Source organism: Salinicola sp. CPA57 (assembly GCF_003206035.1).
GTDB lineage: Bacteria > Pseudomonadota > Gammaproteobacteria > Pseudomonadales > Halomonadaceae > Salinicola > Salinicola socius.
Genome location: NZ_PZJR01000010.1, coordinates 73,353 through 98,114 on the forward strand (window position 1 = coordinate 73,353; position 24,762 = coordinate 98,114).

Below are 24,762 nucleotides of genomic sequence, written 5' to 3' on the forward strand. Positions count from 1 at the left end.
TACCTCACAAGAGACGTAGCGGGAATCCACGGATTATGCGTTGGGCTCATCGAGTGGTCTACAGTCAGAGGGAAGTGGTCTAGCCCCGACGCCGTGTTGGAGTGATAGCGTGGTATCAGGGCCGAGCCCCGCGATGCACTGGCGACGATCTCGGCTTATCAACAACAACCTGAAGAGAATCCCCTATGTCGAACCCCTCTCAACCTCCGGAGTTCGTGCGCGTCCTTGCACGGGCGGATGTCCTCGCCCTGGCCTTTGGCGCCATGATCGGCTGGGGCTGGATCGTCCTGACCGGCAGTGCCATTCTCGACGGTGGCAGCGTGGGCGCGATCCTCGCGTTCGTCATCGGTGGCATTGCCGTACTGCTGGTGGGCCTGACTTACGCCGAACTGGCCTCGGCAATGCCGCAGGTGGGTGGCGAGCATGTCTACAGCTACCGTGCGCTTGGCCATTTTGCCTCGTTCGTCTGCACCTGGAGCATCGTGCTGGGCTATGTCAGTGTCGCATCGTTCGAAGCCGTGGCACTGCCGACGGTGGTCGAGCATCTGTTCCCCGGCTACGCCGTCGGCGATCTATGGACTATCGCCGGCTGGGACGTCAAGGCGACCTGGGTCGCTGTCGGCGTGGCCGGCTCGATCGTGATGATGGCAGTCAACTACCTGGGTATCTCCACTGCCGCGTTGCTGCAGAAAGTCGTTACCGGATTGATTCTGGTGGCCGGGGTGATGTTCGTGACCGGCGCGTTGTTCACCGGTGACGGCGCCAACATGCAGCCACTGTTCGCCAGCGGCGAGCAGGGTGCTTTCGGCGGTATCGTGGCGGTACTGGTGCTGGTCCCGTTCCTGTTCGTCGGCTTCGATGTCATTCCTCAGGCGGCAGAGGAGATCAATCTGCCGTTCCGGGACATTGGCAAGGTGCTGGTGCTCTCGGTGATCATGGCGGTTTGCTGGTATACCCTGATCATTCTCGGCACCAGCCTGATGCTCGACAACCAGGCATTGCAGGGCAGCTCGCTCAGCGTGCCGGATGCGATGACCGCGGTCTTCGATGCATCCTGGGCCGGCGATCTGATGGTACTGGCGGGCATCGCCGGGATCATCACCAGCTGGAATGCGTTCTACATCGGCGGGTCGCGCGCAATCTATGCGCTGGCCCATTCCGGCATGCTGCCGGCTTTCCTCGGCAAGCTGCACCCGCGTTACAAGACGCCGACCAACGCGATCATCCTGATCGGCGTACTCTCCACCGCGGCGCCATTCTTCGGACGCCCGGCGCTGGTATGGCTGGTCGATGCCGGTGGGCTGGGCATCGTGCTCGCTTATCTGTTCGTGGCGCTGTCGTTCGTCATTCTGCGCTATCGCGAACCCGACATGCCGCGCCCCTATCATGTCGGTGCCGGCAAACTGGTTGGCGTGCTGGCGGTGCTGCTGTCGCTGGGCATGACCTGTCTATACCTGCCCGGCAGCCCGTCGGCGCTGACGCCCATCGAGTGGTCCATCTTCGGTGGCTGGATGATCGCCGGATTGGCACTGTACGGATGGGCTCGACGGCACTACGGTCGAGAGATGGGCGATCGCCTCATTCGGGCTGCCTACGAAAAATCCTGATCGCGATTTCATGGCGCGCCGCCTGCCGAACTCGACGACGACGCGCGATCCACGTTAGCGGCACCCGGTGCCGCGCCAGCAGGAGTGTTCCATGGCTAATGCATCCATGACCAATGCAGAACTCAACGAACTCAAGCAGCGCTACGTCGCCAACGGTGCGGCAAGCCCGGCGGTCGAGTTCGCCGCGCGGGCGGAGAACGCCGAGCTCTGGGACGAGGACGGCAAGCGCTTCATCGATTTCGCCGGCGGGATCGGCGTGCTCAACATCGGTCACCGCCACCCCAAGGTGGTCGAAGCGGTCAAGGCCCAGCTCGACAAGGTGATGCACACCTGCCAGACCGTCATGCCCTACGAGGGCTACGTGCGCGTGGCGCAGAAGCTCAGCGAGGTGACGCCGGTGCGCGGCCACGCCAAGGTGATGCTGGCCAATTCCGGTGCCGAGGCGTTGGAGAACGCGGTCAAGGTGGCGCGCGCCGCCACCGGGCGTTCCAGCGTGATCTGCTTTACCGGCGGCTATCACGGCCGCACCTTCATGACCATGGCGATGAACGGCAAGGTGGCGCCGTACCGCAACGATTTCGGCCCGATGCCCGGTCAGGTCTATCGCGCGCCCTATCCGGTGCCGTCCATCGGTGTCAGCGAGGACGAGGCGCTTCGCCACTTGAAGATGACGCTGAAGACCGATGCCAATCCCAATGACACCGCGGCGATCGTGATCGAGCCGGTGCTGGGTGAGGGCGGTTTCCACGCCGCGCCGGCAAGCTTTCTCAAGGCGCTGCGCGAGATCTGCGACGAGCACGGCATCTTGCTGATCGCCGACGAGGTGCAGTCCGGCTTCGGGCGAACCGGCAAGCTGTTCGCGATCGAACACAGCGGCGTCGAACCGGACATCATCACCATGGCCAAGAGCATGGCCGACGGCATGCCGATCTCGGCCGTGGTAGGGACCGACAAGGTCATGGACGCCTCCGGCGGCAATTCGCTGGGCGGGACCTACACCGGTAGCCCGGTTTCGTGTGCCGCGGTGCTGGCCGTGCTGGAGGTGTTCGAGGAAGAGCGCATTCTGGAAAAGAGCCAGGCGCTGGGCGAGAAACTCCGGGTGCGCTTCGACAAGTGGCAGCAGGATTACGCTGGCGTTGCCAACGTGCGCAATCTGGGCGCCATGGCGGCCTTCGATCTGGTCACTGACAAGAAGAGCGGCGTGCCCAATGCCGAACTGGCGGGCAAGCTCTGCAAGACCGCTCGCGAGCGCGGCCTGATTCTGCTCTCCTGCGGTCTTTATGCCAACACGATCCGCTTTTTGATGCCGGTCACTATCAGTGACGAGGTGCTCGAAGAGGGGCTCGACCTGATCGAGAAGATGCTGAGCGAATTCGGCGCCTGATCGGAATGATCTCTTCCCCGCTTGGCGGGTAGACACGCCAACGACAAGCCGACGCTGCGAATCAGCGTCGGCTTTTTATTGGATCGACAATGATTACTGGCGCTCGAGGCTGGATTCGCGCTGCATGTCGATATGCGGGATGCCGTCCTCGACATAAACCCGTGAGACCGCTTCGAAGCCGTGGTGACCGTAATAGCCCTGGAGGTGGGCCTGGGCCGACAGCCGGGCGTCGCGGCCGGGCCACAGCGATTCGATGCGCCTCAGCGCGGCTCGCAGCAGTTCATGGCCGAGACCGCCACCGCGGTGATCGGGATGAATGACCACGCGGCCGATGGAGACCGGCTGGTCAGGCTGCTCCGGTACCAGTAGCCGCAGGGTGGCCGCCAGTTGGCCCGCCGCCCGAACCTGCAAGTGATGTGTCGATGCCGACAGGTCGCGGCCATCCAGTTCCTGATAGGGGCACTGCTGTTCTACCACGAACACGGCCTCCCGCAGCGAGAGCAGCGCATAAAGTTCGGCAGGATCGAGTTCGGGGCCCGTCTGCCATATCCAGTCGTATGATGCCATCTGTCTCTTTCCTCGCGGCCATTCAGCCATCATGATCGAAGCCCTGTCCAAGGGCTTCATTTAAGCATTGTGAAGGGCTTTCAATGTAGCGCTGGAAGCGATAACCGCGACAATGACGCCATGACAACGGGAGAACGATGACGGCATGAGCACTCTGGCAATCGATTACGACGACGTGGTAGCGGCGCACCGACGGCTCGAGGGCATCGCTCATCACACGCCGGTGCTGCGTTCGGCGACGGCGGACGAACGCACCGGTGCGAGCCTTCACTTCAAGGCCGAGCATCTTCAGCGCATCGGCGCGTTCAAGTTCCGCGGCGGCTACAACGCCATCAACCAGTTCGACGCCAAACAGAAAGCGGGCGGGGTCATCGCCTTTTCCTCGGGCAATCATGCTCAGGCGATCGCGCTCTCGGCCAGGCTACATGGCATCCGTGCCGTCATCGTGATGCCGGAGGATGCGCCAGCCATCAAGATTGCCGCTACTCGGGGTTATGGCGCCGAGGTGGTGCTCTATGATCGCTATACGCAGGATCGTGAGGCGCTGGGCCGGGAACTGGCCGTGGCCGAAGGGCTGACCCTGATCCCGCCCTTCAACCATCCGCATGTGATGGCGGGTCAGGGAACGGCGGCCAAGGAGCTTTTCGATGATGTCGGCGAACTCGATCTGCTGCTCGTGCCGGTGGGCGGCGGTGGCCTGCTCTCCGGCTGTGCCACGGTTGCCAAAGCGCGTTATCCGCGTTGCCGCGTGGTCGGGGTCGAGCCGGAGGCCGGCAACGATGCCCAGAGAAGCCTTGCCAGCGGCGAGATCGTCTCTATTGCCACGCCGCGTACCATCGCCGATGGCGCCCAGACCCAGGCCCTGGGCAGTCTGACGTTTCCGGTGCTTCGCGAGTACGTCGACGAGATCGTCACGGTGAGCGATGGCGAGCTCGTCAACGCCATGAGTTTCCTGGCCGGGCGGATGAAGCAGTTCGTCGAGCCCACCGGTTGTCTGGCGGCGGCTGCCGCCCTGAGTGGGCAAGTGGCAATCGAGGGGCGTCGAGTCGGAATCATTCTGTCCGGGGGGAATGTCGACCTGAACCGGTTTGCCGAGCTGATCCAGAGCGCGGAGGGCAATCCGCATGAAATACACCGCTGACTGCCCCTTACCGGCCATGTGACTGGCAGCGCGAGGCGGCGGACACGCCTGACGTCGATATTCTCGGGACAATGCCCACGGCGATGACCGATGCTGTCGCCGTCGACCCCAGGCGTTCCGATAGCCTCGGAACGCCTGGTCAGGGGATTAGAAAAACCCCATGGGATTGATGTCGTAGCTGATCAGCAGATTCTTGGTCTGCTGGTAGTGCTCCAGTGCCATCTTGTGCGTCTCGCGACCGACGCCGGACTTCTTGTAACCCCCGAATGCGGCGTGCGCCGGATAGGCGTGATAGCAGTTGGTCCACACGCGGCCGGCCTGAATGCCGCGGCCCATGCGATAGGCGCGATTGATGTCGCGAGTCCAGACGCCGGCCCCCAGGCCGAACTCGGTATCGTTGGCAATGGCCAAGGCTTCCTCTTCATCCTTGAACGTCGTGACCGAGACCACGGGGCCGAAGATTTCCTCCTGGAAGACCCGCATCTTGTTGTTGCCCTTGAGCAGGGTTGGCTGGATGTAATAACCGCGGGATAGATCATCGCCAAGGGACTCCCGTTTCCCCCCGGAGAGGAACTCGGCGCCTTCATCCCGGGCCACATCCATGTAGGACATGATCTTGTCGAACTGCTCCTGCGAGGCCTGGGCGCCAACCTGGGTGTCGGTATCCAGCGGATGACCCCGTTTGATCTTCTTGATTCGCTCGATGACACGCGCCATGAACTCGTCGTAGATGCTCTCCTGAACCAGGGCTCGGGAGGGGCAGGTACAGACTTCGCCCTGGTTGAGGAAGCCCATCACCAGGCCTTCGGCGCATTTGTCGATGAACGCCGGTTCGGCGGACATCACATCCTCGAAATAGATGTTCGGTGACTTGCCGCCAAGCTCTACCGTCGAGGGAATGATATTTTCGGCTGCGCATTTCATGATGTGCGAACCGATGGGAGTGGAGCCGGTGAACGCGATCTTGGCGATGCGTTTGCTGGTGGCAAGCGCCTGACCCGCCTCCTCGCCATATCCGTTGACGATGTTGATGACGCCTTTGGGCAGCAGGTCGTGAATGACCTCGATGACCTTGAAGATCGAGACCGGCGTCTGTTCGGCGGGCTTGAGCACGACGCAGTTGCCAGCCGCCAGCGCTGGCGCCAGCTTCCAGGTCGCCATCAGGATCGGAAAGTTCCAGGGAATGATCTGGCCGACCACGCCCAGAGGCTCGTGGAAGTGATAAGCCACCGTGTTTTCGTCGATCTCGGCAGTCGAGCCTTCCTGGGCGCGGATACAGCCCGCAAAGTATCGGAAATGGTCGATCGCCAGCGGGATGTCGGCGGCGAGCGTTTCGCGCACCGCCTTGCCGTTGTCCCAGGTTTCGGCGACGGCCAGCATTTCCAGATTCTGTTCCAGACGGTCGGCGATTTTCAGCAGCAGTGTCGAGCGCTCCTGGACGGATGTCCTGCCCCACGCGGGTGCTGCCTTGTGGGCCGCATCGAGCGCCAGATCGATATCTTTCTCACTGGAACGTGCGACTTCGCAGAATACTTCACCGGTCACCGGCGTGATGTTTTCGAAGTATCTTCCCTCGACCGGCGGTATCCATTCCCCACCGATGTAGTTGTCGTAGCGTTTCTCGAACTGGGTAATGGCGTCCGAGGTGTTCGGGTTGGCGTAACGCATGATGATACCTCCTGATGGATCGATGCCCGATCGCTGGATTTCCCCACCAATCTGCGCTCTCCGACACGCCCCCGCCATTACGCTTTAGGCGACCCCGCACTCAGGGATCTACCGAGCTTCGACCAATGGCGAACAGTCACCAAAAACCGCAGTGCTACTATGAATTTAGAGATCAGCGATGGGTCTAGAGATCAGCGATCAAACAAGGAGGGCCTGATCATGTGGCAGACTCGAGAAGAAACGGCTCACAATCGCCCAATGACCGACGATAGCGGTTGCTGTCAGATGAGTTCGATCAACCTGCTGGACGACAGTGTCTCTACGCAGAAGGAAGTGCAGGAGCGCAACGTTCTTCAGCTCTACCTGCTGACGGTGCAGGTCAGGGCACTGATGGATGTGGCTTGTCATCAGGGGCATGCGGCGTTTTTGACCGAACGCCTGCGTTATCACACCGAGCAGCTTGAGTCGCAATTCTCCAACCTGGTCAACAAGCACAAAGGCGCTTCATACACCCGTCACTTTTACTCCCAGCAGCAGCAGCGCTTTGATGCTGAAATCGAAAAGCTTATCGGCGCTCTGGAATCACTTGGCGAGCAGTACAAACGGGGTGCGCGCTAGGCTGTGTCTGAGAAGTCGACGAGCAAAGGCAAGACCGGGACGCGTAACTAAGGCAAAAATCGGCGAAGACGGACCGGGCCGCACCCGCCGATTTTTAACCCCGTAGGGGCAAGCGTAGTACTGTTCAGACATAGCCTAGGTATCCCTTCTCTCTTTCCTCTTACTACCTTGACCCCGATACCGCATGACTGGCGCATCGGGGTCAAATGCTTTTTGATTCCGGTACTTGCCATTTCGCATGGTGCCACGTGGGCGAACACAGCTTATTCTTGCCAGCGCGACAGTGTCTGCGGACAGTGGTGTTTGTGGGCGCAGTGTTTGCGGACAATGTTCCACGTGAAACAATCTACCGTGTCGTTTCACGTGAAACATGACTTCTCATTGGTTGCCCGTCTGAATCTGGCTCAGAAAGTCATTGCATGGCGTCGTCTCATCGGCGCTAGGGGAAACCAGTGCCAGTAGCGCCGCGGCGGGAGTCGCAACGGTCCCGAGGAAAGCGCCAATCGCGCCCCGAGCGAGCAATGACCCCGTATCGACACCAGGCGAAGGGTTCTTGAAGGTGCCTTCCACGTAGAGCGGCGAGCGCAAGGTGAACACGCGCGCGCCCTTGCTTTCCGGTTCGATGGTCAGGTCCAGCGCTTCGTTGGCGAAGTTGACGGTACCATCGATCTTGATCAGAGCGTTTTCCGTATCGATCAGGAAGAAGCGAGTACTGGCCAACCCATCGGTGACTTCCAGATTGGTGGCTGCACAGTTGATCTTGACCTGCTCGTCTCCGAACAGCTTGCCAACCAGATAGTTACCGACATTGAGACCGGCGAGCTCCATCAGGTTCTGGCTGATGAGGCCATCATTGATCAGCATTTGAAGATTGCCGTCACTCGTCCCCAGCATGCTGGCTACCGAGTTGCCGGTGCCGCTCAGCGTGGCGTCTCCGTTGAGTTCTCCTCGGCTGTTTTGCATCAGCTCCACATCGGGAAACAGACGGCTCAGCATCAAGTGGCGGATATGCATATCGATCCGGCTCTGCATCGGGCTCTGGCTGCCGTCGAGACGTAGTGTCGTATTCAGACTGCCGCCTGCAACGCCGAACCTCAGCGGGTCCAGCAGGATCTCCCCGTCATTCAGCGTGACATGCGTATAGATGTCTTCCAGGGGAAGGGAGTCACCGTGTTCGATGCGTTGTGCGGTGAACTTGACGTCGGCGTCCATCGTTTTCCATTGAGCCGTATCGAATTCCTCGACCGGCAGCAACTTGTCTTCTGGCTGACGACTGGCTTCACCCCGGTCGCTTTTTTCCGCATTCGAGTCAGCGCCTATCAATGGGGCGAGGTCGGCGAAGCGCAACTGCTGCGAGACGACTTCGCCCTTGAGCAAAGGTCGTGGTTCACCCATCCGATAAGTGAGATCGCCATGGATATCGCTGTCACCAATACGGCCATCAAAATTCCGGTAGCGAAAGGAAAGTGCTTCTTGGGTATCCAGATTGGCCGTTAGATGACCCTGTGTGGAGTAGGGTGGGGTATCAGGCAGCGTGACACCGATGATGTCATAGAGATCGCCCAGGTTCTGACCCGAAAAGCTCAGATCCATGTCGATCTTTTTGGGTGCCAGGGGGTCTACCAAGGTGCCACTGACGGAAACCCGGGTTGCGCCGGCTTCCACCGAAGCCTGGATCGGATAGGGTGCACCGCGACGTCTCAGGGCGGCCAGGCCGCCGAGCTTACCTTCTCCATCAACATTCTGGCGCTGGTACTCACCCTCGGCTTTCCAGCCAAATGCGTAATCAGCGATGTCCTGGTCGTGGACGGCCTGTTCGGCGGCGCCTTCATTCTCGGTGAGCTCGCTGAACGCGATCGGCTTGCCGAGAAGCGCGATCGTGGCATCGATATTGGCAGCCAAGGGGGCGTCTTCATAATGGACGTCGACCGGATCGAAGGCGATGTCCCCGACATCGATCGTCCAGCCACTGCCGTCGTCCACCGGCTCGTCTGCGCCCTGGCTTCCTTTTCCGAGATCGAACGTCCAGTTGTTCTTGCCGTCTTCGAGACGCACCAGTGCCGCCTTGGCTCCCGAAAATTCGATATGAGGAATGGAGACCGTCTTGCCCATGAGCGGTATCAGCGACAGCTTCACATCCAAGGAAGCGAGCTCGAGTAAATCCCTGTCAGTGACGGCTTTCGGGCTGCCCAGGTGAATGTCCTCGGCGTGAACGTGAGGCCATGGCACCCAGCTGCGCCACCCGGACTCGCCCTGCGGCGATTCCCACGAGACGGTCAGATCTCCGTCGATGGCGAAGGGTCTGTGAATCGCATTCGAGACTCGTTCATTGATGGTGGGCTTGAGTCGATTCCAATCGAATGTCGCAACGATGATGATGAGGGCGATCATCAGCAACAAGACGATCGCCACCACCCATAGCGCAATTTTCTTTCCCAATGTCATGGCCCGGTTCCCGTCCTTGGAGTGACTCTCCAAGGGTAGTCCAAGCGGAGCGCCAGGGTGGTGACCGATCGTAGTGATTGGAAGGGTTCTCGTGTTTCACGTGAAACATGAGAGGTCGGGTCGGCGTCACGTTATTGGGTGACGTTGCTCACACGTCCAGGCTCAGAAGGCGTTTGCTGAACGCCTCGAGGTCATCACAGATCCAGGTGTCGCTATACGCCTCGTCCAGCTCGCGTCGAGTACGCTGCCCCTTTCCGGTGAGAACCAGTGCCGTGCGGCATCCGCCCGCGATTCCTGCTTGTATGTCGCGAAGGCTATCTCCGACCATCCAGCATCCGTCGAGAGTCGGGATGTTCAGGCTCTTGCGTATCCGTATTAACATTCCTGCTCGGGGCTTTCGGCAATCACAGTTGTCGGCAGGCAAGTGAGGACAGTATTCGATGATCGCAATCTCGCCGCCCGCTTCACTGACCAGTGATCGCAACCGGCAATGAATTTGCTCGAGAGTGCGAGTGTCATAGTAGCCGCGCCCGATGCCGGACTGATTCGTGGCAATGGCAATGGTCCAGCCGTTCTGGTGGAGCTGGGCGATCGCGGCGATCGCGTCAGGGTAGGGCTCCCATTCCGACAGCGACTTGATGTAGGCATCGGAGTCCCGGTTGATCACGCCGTCGCGATCGAGAATGATGAGCTTGGCCATGGAGGGAATTCCAAAAAAAAGAGTCGTGCCTGATTATCGAACGTCATCGCAAGGGACGCAAAGCCGACGATGTTTCACGTGGAACATGCTCGTGACGGTAAATTGCATTGCAAGAAGGCTAAAAGTTAACAGGCTTTGAAAGGCACAAAAAAGCCCGGCTCCATGGCCGGGCTAGTGTTTCACGTGAAACGTGCCTGTCGATCAGGACTGGAGTTCGGCAATGTCCGCCACTTCGAGGAACAGCGACTGCAGGCTGGCGAGCAGCGCCAGGCGATTGGCCCGAATGGCATCGTTCTCGACCGCGACCATGACTTCATCGAAGAAGTGGTCCACGGGCCCACGCAGTGTCGCCAGGATGTCCAGCGCCTGCGCATACTCGGCCTCGCGGAACAATGGCTCGACCTGATCGCGACAATCCGAAACGGCGTTTGCCAGGGCGACTTCCGCGTCTTCGATGAGTCGATCGCTGTTCACTTCGGTGCCGCCATCATGCTGCTGCTTGGCCAGGATGTTCGATACGCGCTTGTTGGCGGCAGCCAGGGCGCTGGCTTCCTCGCGCTGACTGAAGCGATGGACGGCGCGCAGACGCCGGGCGAAGTCGAGCGGTCGCGTTACCGGACGCGCTCGCACCGCCAGGTAGACGTCGACCGGCAGGCCCTCGTCTTGAGCCCAGGCACGGAAGCGGTCCAGCATATAGGTCAGGACATCATCGACCAGGCCCTCCGACTTGGGCAGCTCCCGATGCTGGGACGCCGCTAGCTCCAGCAGTTCGCGCAGGTCGAGATCCAGTTCACCCTTGATCAGGATGTTGAGTACGCCGATGGTGGCGCGCCGCAGGGCGAACGGATCCTTGGCGCCGGTCGGGCGCTGGCCGATGCCGAAGATACCGGTCAGGGTATCCAGCCGGTCAGCCAGAGCGAGCGCCTGGCCGGTGGGCGTCCGAGGAATCTCGTCAGCGGCGAAGCGGGGTAGATACTGTTCGTGAATGGCTTCCGCTACCGATTCCGGTTCACCGTCGTGGCGGGCATAGTAGGTGCCCATGATGCCCTGAAGCTCGGGGAATTCGAGCACCATCTCGGTGACCAGATCGCATTTCGCCAGTTGGGCCGCACGCCCGGCCGCCTGGGAGTCACCGCCGATCTTGCCGGCAATGAAGCGGGCAACGACTTCGCTGCGGGCGGCCTTGTCGGCGAGCGACCCCAGCTCGCGCTGAAACACCACGCTGGCCAGCGATTCACGACGCGCTTCCAGCGTCTGCTTGCGGTCGGTCTCGAAAAAGAAGGCGGCATCGGCAAGTCGTGGACGAATGACCTTTTCGTTGCCGTAAATGACCTGCTGAGGATCTTCGCTGTCGATGTTGGCCAGGGTGATGAACTGCGGCTTGAGCTTGCCGTCGGCATCGAGCAGGTGGAAGTACTTCTGATTGGCCTTCATCGAGGAGATCAGGCACTCGGCGGGCACCTCGAGGAAGCGTTCATCGAATGTGCCGGTCAGCGCCACCGGCCATTCGACCAGCCCGTTGACCTCTTCCAGCAAGTCTTCATCGATGACCGCCCGGGCGTCATGGACTTCCGCCTCGGCCAGGACCTGTTCACGAATGCGCTCACGACGGCGCTCGAGATCCACCAGCACATAGGCGTCTTCGAGCGCGGCCTCGTAGTCGTCGGCGTGACGGAGTTCGATCGGCGTCGGGGCATGAAAGCGATGGCCCAGCGTCGTACGACCGGATGCCAGGCCGAGCACGCTGGCCGGCACGACCTGATCGCCGTAAAGCAGCACCAGCCAGTGAACCGGACGTGAGAACTCGATGCGCGAGGCACCCCAGCGCATGTTCTTGGGCACGGGCAGGGCGTTGATGGCAGCGTTGAGGATCGCCGGCAGCAGCGTCTCGACCGTTTCTCCCGACTGCCGTTCACGATAGCCAAGCCAGGTACCCTTGTCGGTTTCCAGATGGATCAGCTCTTCCACCGTCACGCCGCAGGAGCGGGCGAAGCCTTCGGCCGCCTTGGTGGGCTGGCCTTCCTTGAAGGCGGCGGCCAGGGCCGGGCCGCGCTTTTCGACTTCACGGTCCGGCTGCTTGTCTGCCAGTGCCTCGATGCGAACGGCGAGACGGCGCGGAGAGGCGAGTGCGTAGGCTTCGCCATGGGGCACCTCGGCATCGACGAGCCCCTTGACGACACCGTCGCGTAGCGCAAAGGCGAGACTGGAAAGGGCGCCCGGCGGCAGCTCTTCGACGCCCAGTTCGATCAGTAGGGTGTTGGCTGCCATGCTCATGCGTCTCCTGAATGGGTTTCTGGCGTTTTCTGCAACAGCTCGCGGCGCAGCGCTTCCGGCGCCAGCGGAAAGCCGGCAGCTTCGCGTGACGCGTAGTAAGCGTGAGCGACCTCTCGCGCCAGCGTGCGCACTCTCAAGATGTAGCGCTGACGTTCGGTGACCGAGATCGCGTGGCGCGCATCCAGCAAGTTGAAAGTGTGGGAGGCCTTGAGCACCTGCTCGTAGGCGGGCAACGGCAGGTTGGCCTCGAGCAGCTTGTTGCATTCGCTCTCGCAGTGGTCGAAGGCTTCGAACAGATAGGGCACGTCGGCGTGTTCGAAGTTGTAGGTCGACTGCTCGCGCTCGTTCTGCAGGTAGACATCACCATAGGTGATGCGGCTACCGTCCGGCGCGATCGTCCACACCAGATCGTAGACGCTGTCGACGTCCTGCAGGTACATGGCGATACGCTCGAGGCCGTAGGTGAGCTCGCCGGTCACCGGGAAGCATTCGATCCCGCCCGCCTGCTGGAAGTAGGTGAACTGGGTCACCTCCATGCCGTTCAGCCAGACTTCCCAGCCGAGCCCCCAGGCGCCGAGCGTCGGCGATTCCCAGTTGTCCTCGACGAAGCGGATATCGTGAATCCGTGGATTGATGCCGAGACGCTCCAGCGAGCCGAGGTAGAGATCCTGCAGGTCTTTCGGCGAGGGCTTCATCACCACCTGAAACTGATAGTAGTGCTGCAGGCGATTGGGGTTTTCCCCGTAGCGACCATCGGTGGGTCGACGCGACGGCTGGACGTAGGCGGCGTTCCAGCTCTCCGGGCCGATCGAGCGCAGGAAAGTCGCCGGATGGAAGGTGCCGGCGCCCACTTCCATGTCGAGTGGCTGCAGCACGACACAGCCTTTTTCCGCCCAGTATTGCTGAAGGGCCAGTATCAGCCCCTGAAAGGTTTTCGCATCTGCCGTCGAGACTGTCATTGACTGCGCACCGTTGCCCATGAATTCGTGAGCCGCCAAGTATACAATTAGCGCTCAATCGGTTATAGGCACCGTCGACCATCGCTCCGGCTTGTTTTAAAGAGTCAGCGAACACCGGATGCGTCGCACGGTCGTAAGCGCCACAAGATAACCGAGTCGATCAAACAGGAGTTACGACATGATCGTTGTCACTGGCGGGGCCGGCTTCATCGGGGCCAATCTGGTCAAGGCACTCAACGCACGCGGCCATCAGGACGTCATGGTGGTCGACGATCTCAGCGATGGCACCAAATTCGTCAACCTGGCGGACTGCACGCTGGGCGACTATCTCGACAAGGACGATTTTCTGGCCCGGGTGAAAGCGGAGCTGCGCGGCGAACTCGGCGGTCTGCCCACGATCGACGCCATTTTCCATGAAGGCGCCTGCTCGGATACTACCGAATGGGACGGACGCTTCATGCTGGAAAACAACTTCGAATACTCCAAGGTGCTGCTCGAGTACTGCCAGGCCAGGCGCATTCCATTTCTCTATGCCTCTTCCGCCGCTACCTATGGCGGTAGCGAAGTCTTCGTCGAGGACCCCGCGCATGAGAAGCCGCTCAACGTCTACGGTTACTCCAAACTGCTGTTCGACCAGTATGTACGCGCGCGCTGGGATGATTTCGACAGCCAGGTCGTCGGCTTTCGATACTTCAACGTCTACGGCCCGCGCGAGCAGCACAAGGGCAAGATGGCAAGCGTCGCCTATCACCACCACACTCAGGTCAAGCGTGGCGAGAACCCCAAGCTGTTCGGTGCCTGGGATGGCTATGACGCCGGCATGCAGAGCCGCGATTTCGTCTATGTCGGTGACGTGGTCGACGTCAATCTGTGGTTTCTCGACAACCCCGAGGTTTCCGGCATCTTCAACCTGGGCACCGGACGTGCCGAGCCGTTCAAGGCGATCGCCGAGACCGCCATCGATTTCTATTCCGACAAGGATGGGGCAGAGGTCGGGATCGAGTACATCGACTTTCCCGACGAGCTCAAGGGGCGCTATCAGAGCTATACCCGCGCCGATATCGGTCGACTTCGAGAGGCGGGCTACACCGCCGAGTTCAAGACGGTGCGCGAGGGTGTTTCGGCCTATCTGGAATGGTTGAATGGGTGAAGCCAAGCGGGGCGATACCGCGGCAAGGAACACGCCACGTATCCTCGTCGTCGGCCCCTCCTGGGTCGGCGATATGGTCATGGCGCAGAGCCTGTTCATCACGCTCAAGCGACGTCATCCGGGCGCGAGGATCGGCGTGCTGGCGCCGGGCTGGTCGCTGCCGATTCTCGAGCGCATGCCGGAAGTCGACGAGGCCATTGCACTGGACGTGAAACATGGCGAGTTCGGCTGGAAAACCCGGCGCGATGTTGGGCGTTCGCTGAAAGGTCGCTTCGATCGGGCCATCGTTCTGCCACGCTCGCTGAAGTCGGCGCTGGTGCCGTTTCTCGCCGGCATCCCGCACCGCACCGGTTTTACCGGCGAACAGCGCTACGTGCTGCTCAACGATCGGCGCAAACTCGACAAGACGGTGTTCGATCAGACCGTGAAGCGCTTCGTCGCGCTGGGCCTGGATGCCGACGAGGAAGTCGGCGGCGAGCTGATCACGCCTCATCCGCGGCTCCGTGTCGACGCAGCGCGTCAGGACGCGCTGCGTGCCGAGCTTTCTCTGGGCGAGCGACCCGCCATCGGGATGATGCCGGGAGCGGAGTACGGTCCGGCCAAGCAGTGGCCGCTCGAGTATTTTCGTGAGCTGGCCGCGACGCTGATCGCCCGCGGCCACGCCGTCTGGGTTCTCGGAGGCCCCAAGGATGCCGCCGCGGGCGATGTCATCGCCGAAGGGCTGGCGCATGCCCATAACCTGTGCGGCAAGACCCGTCTGGCAGACGCCGTCGACCTGCTCGCTGCCTGTGAGCAAGTGGTCACCAACGACTCCGGGCTGATGCACGTGGCTGCTGCGGTCGGAACGCGGATTCAGGCGCTCTATGGCTCCTCCTCGCCGGCTTATACACCGCCGCTGACCGACAACGCCGATATCCACTATCTGGCGCTGTCATGCTCGCCCTGTTTCGAACGCACCTGCCCACTGGGGCATCGAAATTGTCTCAAGCAGCTGTCGCCTGCAAGCATTCAGCAGGCGATCCAGGGCTGACGAAGAGAGCGGCAGCCGGTCGGCTAGCCACTGTCCGTGATGTCGATCCTCCGCCATATCTATCGAGAGCGAGCATGCCGCTACTGACTGCCAAGCGAAAACGCAAACTGCGATCAGCGCTTCGTTTCCTGCACTATCGAATGAAGAATCCATGGTCCTCTCGCCGCGTCCCTTCCAGCGGTGACCGGCTCATCATTTCATTGACCACCCACCCGCCGCGTATTCGTCAGGTCTTCGCTACACTGGAATCCCTCTGCGAACAGGATCTCGACGCCTTCGACATCCACCTTTATCTTTCCCGGCGCGACAGAGAGGCGATCGGTAGCCTGCCAGGATCGCTGCAGCGTTTGGTGCGACGGGGAGTGAGAATTGTCGTGACCGAGGAAGACTACCGCTCCTACGACAAGTTGGTGCACGCGCTGAAGGCTTTTCCGGAAGCCACGATCATCACCGCCGACGACGATATGCTTTATCCCCCGAATTGGGCGCGGCGGCTGGTCGACGGCGCGACCCGATTTCCCGGCTGTATCGTCTGCCACCGCGGTCATATGCTCTGCGAGAGTGCGCCGGGCTCGGGGGAAATTTCCTATCAGATGGTCAAGAGTCGTCGCGACCCCGGTGCCATCCATCCCAACTTCGCGCTGATGCCCACCGGAAGCGGAGGCGTGCTGTACCCGCCTGGCGCACTGAACCCCATGGTCTTCGACGTCGAGGCCTTTCGGGCGCTGGCGCCCAACGCCGACGACATCTGGTTCAAGATGGCCTCTCTCAAGGCCGGCACGCGCTGCGTCAGAATCAACCCGCGTAACGTCGACTTTCTGCCGACCCCGGCAGCGGGGGAGTCGGCGCTGCACGAAGACAATATCAAGCGCGGCGGTAACGACGTGCAGTTCGCCAACTGTCTCGCCCGCTATCCCGAGCTCAAGCCGCTGATCTTCGGTGGGCCACCGGAGCGCGAGTGAACGACATGACACGGATGATGACTTCATGACCCAGAGAGTATTGCTGGTCGTACGCAAGCTGAGTATCGGCGGCATCGAGCGAGTGACGGTGAACCTTGCCAACGTGCTGGCGCGAGAAGGCCACGAGGTTCACGTGCTGGTACTCAAGGGAGGGGAAGAGCTGGCACCGGATCCTGGCGTTACGGTCCACCGGGTGGATTTCGACAAGGCCTTTCGCAAGACGGGCCTGGGGTTGGTGTACGACCTCTTCACGCGGGCGCTATTGAAGCCGTTGCTGCCGGGTTCCGGCTTCCTGTGGCGAGGCTGGTACGGCGGCCGCTATCTCGAGCGTTTCGTGGCCAGGCTCGAACGCGAACGCGGCCCGATCGACCGCGTCATCATGCGCGGACAGGGCGCGTTCGAAACGGTCTGGTCCTGGCAGGATCCGCGTCTGTGGCAGGTGACGGTATCCTGGCCCGGTGAGTACGGGGGGCGGCTGAAGGGCGTCTATCTCAAGCGCCTCTACGAGGGCAAGCAGGTCATCTGCAATACGCCCAACGTCCGCGCCCAGCTGGAGAAGCAGCTCGACCACCATGGGATTCGGCCCCGTCAGTGGGCAACCATCATGAACCCGTGCGATATCGACGCCATCCGCCGCCAGGCTGATGAGCCCGTCGAACTGCCCGCCAAGCCTTTCATCGTTCACGTCTCCCGGCTTTCCGACGTCAAGCGTCAGGAATGGCTGATTCGCGCGTATCTCGAAGCGAAAATCGACGAGGATCTGGTCATCGTCGGCGACGGTCCCAAGCGTGAAAGTCTGGAGCAGCTCGTCAACGAGCTGGGGGCCCGAGGGCGCATTCACTTCATCGGTAGCCGGCCCAACCCCTACCCATGGATGAAACATGGCCGTCTTTTCGTGCTGAGCTCGCGTAGCGAAGCCTTTGGAATCGTGCTGGCGGAGAGCATGATCTGTGGCACGCCCTGTGCCGCTGTCGATTGCCCCGGTGGCGTTCGCAATGTCCTGATCAACGATCAGGCGCGGCTGATCGCCGAGAATTCCATATCCGGCCTTTCGCAGAAGATTCGCGAAGGACTGGCGCATCCGCCGCGATTGGAAGCCGACCCGGAGTTGATTGAACGGTTTCGGGATACACGCATCATGCAGCAGTTTCTCGACCTGCCAACGATCTAGACGCGGGACTGCGAGACAAGGAACTGCAAGACAAGAGTCAACGGGGGACAGAGGAGTCAGTGGCAGCAGCCGTTGATGGTAAACTGTATAGCATGCTCATTAATGTGCTATGCTATGTTGAATCCGAACAGCGTTTGATAACTTCGCTTTTCCTGAACTCCCATGTGTAGGTTCCCCATGGCGCGCGCTTCACATCCCCAGTCGCCTGCCTCTTTGCGCTTGCCCGCCGAGGATGAGGCGTTCAGCGAACTGCTCGATTCCCGCATGAAATGGGGGATTCGGCGTGCGCTCTGGCAGACGAGTCTGCGCGACGGGTTTCAACGTGGCGTGGGTATGCCCCTGGAAGAGGCGCTCTATCGGCGCTGGGCTCATGAGAAAGCGGGCGGCCAATGGGCCGAGCGTCACGGCCTGCCTCGGCGTTCTATCGAGGCGCGGTTAGGGCGTGCGCTGGTCGTGCAGGTCGATCCGCGTGCGTTGATCCGCGATCTCAATGCCAAGGGCATCGATGGCAAACGCCCATCGTCCTCTGCTTTCATCTGGGATGGCGATTGGGACCGGAGTCGCGGTGATCTGCGCCGCGGCTCGCGTTATCGTTTCATCAGCGATCTCGACGAGCATAGAGACGATCTCACTCAGACCGAGCGCTTTCGCCAGTACCGCTCCCGGCTCGAGTCCGGGCATCCCTGGTCTTCGTACCAGCAGGGTATTCTGCTGGATACGGAAGAGAAGATACTTGCCTACCTGCGAACCTATCTCGGCTTCCTCGACGATATGGCGACTCGGGGTTTCGATGCCGAACTGGGCAAGGACGATCTCGGCGTCGCCGTCACGCGCGACGGGCATCTGCTCAAGATCAATCGTGGCCTGCATCGCCTGGCGATGGCACAACGGCTGGGCCTGCGCTCGATACCCGTGGTCGTTCGCGCCGTGCACCGGCAGTGGTGGGCGCGCGTAGTCGAGAAGGCAAGAGGTGAGGCTGCCCTGGCGCGGGTAGCCGACGCGCTGCGGTACACCACCCCGGAAACCCTGCCGGGTGAGCTGGATCCGGGCGAGGATCTGGGGCCCATCGAGTGGCCGGCACCGCGTTAGTTCGCCACTGGCCACGTCTGGCGGTTCAGTTGACGCCGTTCCAGAGTCGCTCCTGCAGGACATTCTCGCTGCGCATGCGCTGGTTCATCTCCTCGAGCGAGTGGCGCTCGACCAGCGTCGGCTTCGCGGAGAGTAGCGACACGCCCAGTCCTGCCCGATGATCGGGGATGGTGTAGCCCATTGCCTCCAGCAAGGTCGGAAGCACGTCCACCATGCTCGCCGGCTGCTCGATGACGCGGGGGCGCAGCCCGTTGCCCAGCATCATCAGCGTGTTTTCGCGGTCTTCGGCGATCAGATCCTCCCACGCCGAGTTCTTCATCGAGAGATGGTCGCTGGCCACCACCACCAGGGTGTTGTCCAGCAGCCCCTCGGCGCGAAGGCGTTCCACGAAATTCTTCACCAGCCAGCCGGTACATTTGACCGAGTAGAGAATATCGGTGCCATCGAACGGGCCCTGATTGTCGATACAAGATTGCGATGGATGGCCGAAGGGCGGGTGTGCCGCCAGCGTCAGGCCGAAGAAGGCGTAGGGCTTGTCACTGGCATGCAGCTGGCGGATTCGCTTCTCGGCAAGACCGAACAGCGTATCGTCGTAGAGTCCCCAGTCGTTGAGATAGCCGGCCGGTGCCTTGTCTTCCAGCTCATCGCGACCGAGCACGGTATCGAAGCCATGACCGCGGTAGAACTTCGCCTTGCCGGCGAATTTCGTGCTGGCGCCGCCCATGTAGGTGAGATCGTAACCGCGTTCGTGCAGCAGATCGCCGAGGCAGTTGACGCCGGGGAGCACGTCCGAGAGCGGCTCGAACTGGTTGTCGTGCATCAGGCCCGCCGGCATCAACGGCACCCCGCACTGGCTGGCCACCATGCCGGCCATCGTCCAACCGGTGTTGTCGAGCTGCTGGACGCCCTGGAGGACCACGCCTTCCTTGCCCAACTGAGCCAGATCCTCGTAGGCGTCACCGAAGCGGCGGGTGTCGCTGTAGGTACGCTCGGTGCTCTCCATGTAGAGATAGATCAGATTAGGCGGCCGACGCGGCGCCGCCACGATCTCCGGTGGCCGATAGCGGTCGTTGAGCCAGGCCTCGTCATCGTCGATCACCGAAGCGCCGCGCAATGACAGTCCGAACAGCAGCGGGTTGAAAGCGAGCAGAAACAGGCTCAGGACCCGCTCCCACAAACGCCAGCGGTGATCCGCCCGGACCAGCCACGTCACCGCCATCAGCATCACGATCGCGGCCACGGTGTAGATCACGCCGGCGATCTGGCGGTCGGTGCTGCCGTTCTCCTCGATACCGGCCTGCAGATGAAAGATCACCGCCCCCAGATCGAGCTGGCCGAAGCTGTCGTCGAGATAGATGTAGACCCACCACAGGATCAACGGCACCAGCGACCAGGGCCACGCCTTGCGCTTCGTGGCACGTTGCGACGGATGGCCCCAGTGGAAGTGGTAGCCGACGGCCAGCCAGGCGAGGGTGGTCACGATGGGGGTCCACCATGGCAGCACCCAGACCACCATGATGGCGTAGCCGATACAGAGGCCGATGTAAGTGAGTGCGCACCAACGTCGAGTATTGAGAGAAATGGGCATGCCGTGCTTCGATCCGTGAACGTCGTGTTCTACCGGTGCCAATTCCGGGCACCGCATGAAGAGTGGTTATGACTCTATCATGACGAATCCAAGACAAGCAGGTTACTGCCGAGTTCCCGGGGACTAGCGGGAATGTCGCAAGCCCAGGTCTTCGGCGTGGCGTGCCATCGCGAGTTCGATCAGGCGCGTCACCAGTGCCGAGTAGGTCAGGCCGCTGGCTTGCCACAGCTTGGGATACATGCTGATACGGGTGAACCCAGGCAGGGTGTTGATCTCGTTGACGACGACCTTTCCCTCGGCCGTGAGGAAGACATCGACACGCGCCAGGCCGGCGCACTCCAGTACCTGGAATGTGCGAACCGCGATGTCGCGAATCGCCTCGCTGGCGCTGGCGTCGATAGCGGCCGGAACGGCAACGGTGGCCGCCTCGTCGTCGATATATTTGGTGTCGTAGGAGTAGAAACCGTTCTCGACCACGATCTCGCCGCAGACGCTCGCTTCCGGGCTATCGTTGCCCAGCACTGCACACTCGATCTCGCGCCCGACGACGGCGGATTCGATCAGCACCTTATGGTCGAACGTCAGGGCCAGTGTCAGCGCCTGATGAAATTCGGCGGCGCTCTCCACCCGACTGACACCGACCGAGGAGCCCTGGTTGGCCGGCTTGACGAACAGCGGCGTGCCGAGCTCCGCACGCAGGGCCTCGAAGTCGGCGCTGGCTGCCGTGCGGCGGGTCAGAGTGACGAAAGGCGCCACCGGGATGCCGGCATCGCGCAGCAGGCGCTTGGCGACATCCTTGTCCATGCCGGCGGCCGAACCGAGCACGCCGGAGCCGACGAAGGGCAGATTGGCCATGCGCAGCAGCCCCTGTAGCGAACCATCTTCGCCCAGGGTGCCGTGGACGATGGGGAAAACCACGTCCAACTGGCCCAGGGTCCCCTGAGACGTCTCGGTGGCGATCAGCTGGCGCTGTTCACGACCGGGCACGAGGGCGATGTCACCATCGGAAGGATTGAGGGCGATACGCCGGGGATCGTCGGCATGAACCAGAAAGTTGTCGGCATCGTTGACGTGCCACTGGCCCTGTTTGTCGATCCCGATGACCGTGACCTCGAAACGTTCGCGATCCAGCGCATCGACGATATTTCTGGCCGACTGCAACGACACCTCGTGCTCCGCCGATTTGCCGCCACAGATGACGCCAACCCGAATCTTGCTCATAGTTCTGCTCCACTTCGCTTACGATCTCGACGCCGCTCGGGTGCGGCTCATCGGGCGTCATGATGCCACGTTCACGCCATGCAAGTATTGCCTCGAAACCGCCGGATCCTGACGGCATTCGCTGGCCGGGGCCGGGCGCCGCCGAGGTGTCCGGCGCTTCCGCCCGGTGGCTCAGCGGTCGAGGAGTCCGCGGTAGAGGGCAAGGTAGGCCTCCGCCATGGCCGCGGGCGTGAAGGCTTCCAGCTGTCGTCTGGCGGCGGCGACCAGCCGCTGTCGGTGCGCTGGACCGTCCAGCAGGGCGGCAAGCGCCGCAGCCAGCGCCTCGGGATCGCCCGTCGGTACCAGCAGCCCACTGACATCGTGCTCGATCAGATCGGGAATGCCGTCGACGTCGCTGGCCACGATCGGTACGCCATGATCCATGGCGTCGAGCAGCGTCGAGCCCAGCCCCTCGTTGCGCGAGGGGAACGCGAACAGCGTCATGATCTCGAGATAGTCGCCGACGTTGGGCCGAAACCCCTCCCAGATCACGTTGTCCAGCCCGGCGCTCTCGGCCTTCAGTGTCTCGCCGTCCTCACCTTCTCCCAGCAACAGGAAGCAGACGTCCGGATGCGTCTCGCGCAGCCGTCGGGCTGCCGCAAGCAGCACTCGCTGGCCCTTGTGGCGATCCACCAGTGCGCCGATATGACCGACCACACGACGCCCGGCAAAGCGCTCGCGTAGCGCCGCGACCTGGGTCGGATCGCTCGGCTGGCCGGAAAGCACGCTCGGGATGCGGACGACGGGGCACCAGCGCCGATCACGAAGATGGGTTTCGATCACCGACGAGATCGCCACGGCAGTCGCGGCGCCACGATAGGTCAATCGATTGAAGCGCTTGTCCTTGACCGGCTGGGGGACGCGACGCGTCAGGATGTAGGGCGTGCCATGCAGGCGGCGTTCGACCCAGGCCCAGTGCACCGCCTTGGCTTCATGAGCGTGAGTCAACGTCGCCCTGGTGCGGTGACCATGCCCGGCCAGCGCATGGTCGGCATCGATCAATTCGACATCCGTCCCCGCCAGCGCCGCGCGCATCGGCGAATCGCGCCGACACACCAGGCTCTGATCGATACCACCCTGGGGTTCTCCCAGTCGTGCCAGCGCCTCGATCAGCAGCAGCGTCTGGCGCTCGCCGCCCCGAAAGCCGCGGGCCAGATTGACGTGTCGAATATGCATCGGGCGACCCTTCGTCGTTTCACCAGATCCGGTCGAAATCTTCAGCGTCGCGAACCTTGGGGTCGCGTTGAAGCTCGAGCAGCTTGGCGTACTTCAGGTAAGCGTTGACGGCTGCCGAGAGTGCCACGGAGACGCCGTCGAGCCCGCCGAGAAAGCCGCGCTGGAAAACGTACTTGCGCACGAACGCGTTGGCGCCGTGCAAAAACGGCGAGAAGGCATTGGCGCGTTTGCCCTTGAGATACATGATCTTGGCCGCGCGATTCGAAAAGCGCCCGCTGGCCTTGCCGAAGAGCTCCCCCAGATTGGCGAACGAGTAGTGTTCCAGATCGGCATCGAGGCGCTTGGCGGTTTGCGCCTGCACGGAGGCATGCTGGCGGCTGTCGGAGAATCCGGTCCGTTCGCGATCGAAAAGGCGAATGCAGTAGTCCGGATACCAGCCGCAGTGACGGATCCAGCGGCTGCCGACAAAATTGCGTCGCCGCAGCGCATAAGCGTCGTGGCTGCGCTCTCCGTTGGCGGCGGCATCCAGGTCGAGCGCCTGAATGGCCGCCACGGCGCCATCGGTGAGCCGTTCATCGGCATCCAGCGACAGCACCCAGCGATGGCTGGCGGCCTGCGGACCGACGTTCTTCTGCGGCCCATCGCCCAGATAGGGCTGATGGATCACGCGGGCGCCGAATCTCTCGGCGATGACCACGGTATCGTCGCTGGAGCCGGAGTCTACCACGATCAATTCCTCGCAGACTCGGGCGAGCGAAGTCAGGCAGGCTTCGATGTTATCGGCTTCGTCGAGCGTGATCACCACGCCGCTAATTTGTGACATGTCGAGGTACGCTTGGATTCTCTTATGGACGGAGGAAGGCGGTGTCACATGACTTTGAATCAATTGGACCACCTAACGGTCTTAGCGTCCATGGCCGAGGTTCTCGTCGGCGAATTCGCTCACGGCGTCGATAGACGCCACGACATCGCATTCATGGTCAACTTTGGAAGAAACCCTTGTGCTAAACGATGACGCCCGAATTGCCTTTGGTACCGATATGGGATTGCTGGCGCCCACGGCTCTGGCGTTGGATTCCGCCCTGCGGACGACCGCTATCTCGCAGATCGAGATCCTGGGTGTATCCCTGACCGCCAACGCCGAATCGATTCTCCGTCGCGTTGCCGAAAATAGAGAGGTCCCGATTCGGTTTCATGCCATCAACGAGTCTGCCTTCGCAGGCGTTGGTGCCAAGGGAAGCCACGTTCCCAACGCCGCGTTGGCTCGTCTTTATCTGCCTCAGCTCGTCGATGGGCGCGTCCTTTATATCGATGGCGACACGCTGGTTCGTCGCGATGTCGGCGACGCGTTTCGCATGTCGATGAATGGCCATTGCATCGCCGGCGTCAGGGATTTTTCGACGTTGAAGAAGGAAGTCAAATTCCAGTCCGGTCGGTCTTGGGTCGATCGCGCGCGGGTGGGCGATATCGTGGCGCCCCTTCCGGTCGAAAGCTATATCAATTCGGGTGTGTTGCTCATCGATTGTGGCGCTATTCGACGCGAGAGAGGCCTGGCGGAGGCGATGCTCGACTTCGAATATGCCGATCGATACCCGCTGGTGGATCAGGACTACATCAACGAGCTGTTCAAAGGACGTATCTTGCATCTCAATCCATCGTGGAACGCGTCCTGGGGGCGTCAGAAGCAGCAGGTCAGCTGGACTCGAGAACTGGGGTACTCGGGAGATGAGGTCAAGCGGGAGCCGGCAAGGATAGTCCACTACCATGGCGCGGAAAAACCTTGGAGAAAGCTACCGCGCAATCGGTGGAAACGTAGTTTCAGTGGTGTTCTCGCCTACAGGATCGCGCTGCGAAACTTTCAGAAGCGATTCCCCGAGGTGTCATTCGATCGATGATCTTCGGGGCCGGGAGATTCGACGAAGTCGAAAATCCCGGCCCCGAACGGAACACCGAAGCAAAGCATGCCGGGGTCG

The 24,762-nt window shown here is 61.6% G+C and carries 20 protein-coding genes; 9 read left to right on the plus strand and 11 right to left on the minus strand.

From position 1 onward, the window contains the following. Positions 1-185: 185 nt before the first annotated feature. Positions 186-1,607 carry an APC family permease gene (locus tag DOM36_RS11920; RefSeq protein ID WP_110643213.1) on the plus strand — a complete coding sequence of 474 codons (1,422 nt, stop codon included), beginning with the start codon at positions 186-188 and terminating at the stop codon, positions 1,605-1,607. A gap of 106 nt (positions 1,608-1,713) precedes the next feature. Further along, complete coding sequence (gene gabT, locus DOM36_RS11925) at positions 1,714-2,991, plus strand: 4-aminobutyrate--2-oxoglutarate transaminase (protein WP_075570128.1); 1,278 nt, start codon at positions 1,714-1,716, stop codon at positions 2,989-2,991. A 93-nt stretch (positions 2,992-3,084) separates the two neighbouring features. On the opposite strand, the gene DOM36_RS11930 is transcribed toward gabT, so the two are convergent. Further along, the gene (locus tag DOM36_RS11930; protein ID WP_075570073.1) at positions 3,085-3,558 is read right to left on the minus strand and encodes a GNAT family N-acetyltransferase; all 474 of its coding nucleotides are present in this window, start codon (positions 3,556-3,558) and stop codon (positions 3,085-3,087) included. A gap of 145 nt (positions 3,559-3,703) precedes the next feature. Between DOM36_RS11930 and DOM36_RS11935 the strand changes: the two genes are divergently transcribed. Continuing rightward, positions 3,704-4,699: a threo-3-hydroxy-L-aspartate ammonia-lyase gene (locus DOM36_RS11935; RefSeq protein ID WP_110643214.1), complete on the plus strand. Its 996-nt coding sequence runs from the start codon at positions 3,704-3,706 to the stop codon at positions 4,697-4,699. Positions 4,700-4,846: 147 nt separating this feature from the next. Here the strand turns inward: DOM36_RS11935 and DOM36_RS11940 are convergent, their stop codons facing one another. After that, positions 4,847-6,367 (minus strand): aldehyde dehydrogenase family protein, encoded by a 1,521-nt coding sequence (locus DOM36_RS11940; RefSeq protein WP_075570075.1) that lies wholly within the window; start codon positions 6,365-6,367, stop codon positions 4,847-4,849. Between the two features lie 219 nt (positions 6,368-6,586). Between DOM36_RS11940 and DOM36_RS11945 the strand changes: the two genes are divergently transcribed. Beyond that, positions 6,587-6,985, plus strand: coding sequence for a hypothetical protein (locus DOM36_RS11945; protein ID WP_075570076.1), 399 nt, complete (start codon positions 6,587-6,589; stop codon positions 6,983-6,985). Positions 6,986-7,363: 378 nt separating this feature from the next. Here the strand turns inward: DOM36_RS11945 and DOM36_RS11950 are convergent, their stop codons facing one another. From DOM36_RS11950 to glyQ, 4 genes are all read right to left on the minus strand, one after another. After that, a complete protein-coding gene (locus DOM36_RS11950; RefSeq protein WP_110643215.1) occupies positions 7,364-9,430 on the minus strand; it encodes an AsmA family protein in 2,067 nt (688 codons plus the stop codon). A gap of 148 nt (positions 9,431-9,578) precedes the next feature. Beyond that, complete coding sequence (gene gmhB, locus DOM36_RS11955; protein WP_110643216.1) at positions 9,579-10,130, minus strand: D-glycero-beta-D-manno-heptose 1,7-bisphosphate 7-phosphatase; 552 nt, start codon at positions 10,128-10,130, stop codon at positions 9,579-9,581. Between the two features lie 201 nt (positions 10,131-10,331). Next, complete coding sequence (gene glyS, locus DOM36_RS11960) at positions 10,332-12,398, minus strand: glycine--tRNA ligase subunit beta (RefSeq protein WP_110643217.1); 2,067 nt, start codon at positions 12,396-12,398, stop codon at positions 10,332-10,334. Positions 12,399-12,400: 2 nt separating this feature from the next. Then, positions 12,401-13,363 carry a glycine--tRNA ligase subunit alpha gene (gene glyQ / locus DOM36_RS11965; protein ID WP_110643255.1) on the minus strand — a complete coding sequence of 321 codons (963 nt, stop codon included), beginning with the start codon at positions 13,361-13,363 and terminating at the stop codon, positions 12,401-12,403. Positions 13,364-13,541: 178 nt separating this feature from the next. On the opposite strand from glyQ, the gene rfaD reads away from it, so the two are divergent. The 5 genes from rfaD to DOM36_RS11990 all read left to right on the plus strand — a co-directional run bounded on the left by rfaD (position 13,542) and on the right by DOM36_RS11990 (position 18,765). Next, on the plus strand, positions 13,542-14,513 hold the full coding sequence (gene rfaD, locus DOM36_RS11970) for an ADP-glyceromanno-heptose 6-epimerase (RefSeq protein ID WP_075570080.1): 972 nt from the start codon (positions 13,542-13,544) through the stop codon (positions 14,511-14,513). Beyond that, positions 14,506-15,543 (plus strand): lipopolysaccharide heptosyltransferase II, encoded by a 1,038-nt coding sequence (waaF, locus tag DOM36_RS11975; RefSeq protein WP_110643218.1) that lies wholly within the window; start codon positions 14,506-14,508, stop codon positions 15,541-15,543. Before rfaD ends, waaF begins: the two co-directional genes overlap by 8 nt. A 74-nt stretch (positions 15,544-15,617) precedes the next feature. After that, positions 15,618-16,505: a glycosyltransferase family A protein gene (locus tag DOM36_RS11980; protein ID WP_110643219.1), complete on the plus strand. Its 888-nt coding sequence runs from the start codon at positions 15,618-15,620 to the stop codon at positions 16,503-16,505. 25 nt (positions 16,506-16,530) lie between these two features. Beyond that, complete coding sequence (locus DOM36_RS11985; protein ID WP_110643220.1) at positions 16,531-17,676, plus strand: glycosyltransferase; 1,146 nt, start codon at positions 16,531-16,533, stop codon at positions 17,674-17,676. A gap of 177 nt (positions 17,677-17,853) precedes the next feature. Beyond that, positions 17,854-18,765 (plus strand): hypothetical protein, encoded by a 912-nt coding sequence (locus tag DOM36_RS11990; RefSeq protein ID WP_232823811.1) that lies wholly within the window; start codon positions 17,854-17,856, stop codon positions 18,763-18,765. A gap of 25 nt (positions 18,766-18,790) precedes the next feature. Here the strand turns inward: DOM36_RS11990 and DOM36_RS11995 are convergent, their stop codons facing one another. The 5 genes from DOM36_RS11995 to DOM36_RS20485 all read right to left on the minus strand — a co-directional run bounded on the left by DOM36_RS11995 (position 18,791) and on the right by DOM36_RS20485 (position 24,435). After that, positions 18,791-20,353, minus strand: coding sequence for a sulfatase-like hydrolase/transferase (locus DOM36_RS11995; protein ID WP_110643221.1), 1,563 nt, complete (start codon positions 20,351-20,353; stop codon positions 18,791-18,793). Between the two features lie 123 nt (positions 20,354-20,476). Then, a complete protein-coding gene (gene ddlA / locus DOM36_RS12000) occupies positions 20,477-21,574 on the minus strand; it encodes a D-alanine--D-alanine ligase (protein WP_075570086.1) in 1,098 nt (365 codons plus the stop codon). Between the two features lie 171 nt (positions 21,575-21,745). Next, positions 21,746-22,789: a glycosyltransferase gene (locus tag DOM36_RS12005; RefSeq protein ID WP_110643222.1), complete on the minus strand. Its 1,044-nt coding sequence runs from the start codon at positions 22,787-22,789 to the stop codon at positions 21,746-21,748. A 19-nt stretch (positions 22,790-22,808) separates the two neighbouring features. Continuing rightward, positions 22,809-23,612: a glycosyltransferase family 2 protein gene (locus DOM36_RS12010; protein WP_075570088.1), complete on the minus strand. Its 804-nt coding sequence runs from the start codon at positions 23,610-23,612 to the stop codon at positions 22,809-22,811. 181 nt (positions 23,613-23,793) lie between these two features. Further along, on the minus strand, positions 23,794-24,435 hold the full coding sequence (locus tag DOM36_RS20485) for a hypothetical protein (RefSeq protein WP_232823812.1): 642 nt from the start codon (positions 24,433-24,435) through the stop codon (positions 23,794-23,796). Between the last annotated feature and the right edge of the window lie 327 nt (positions 24,436-24,762).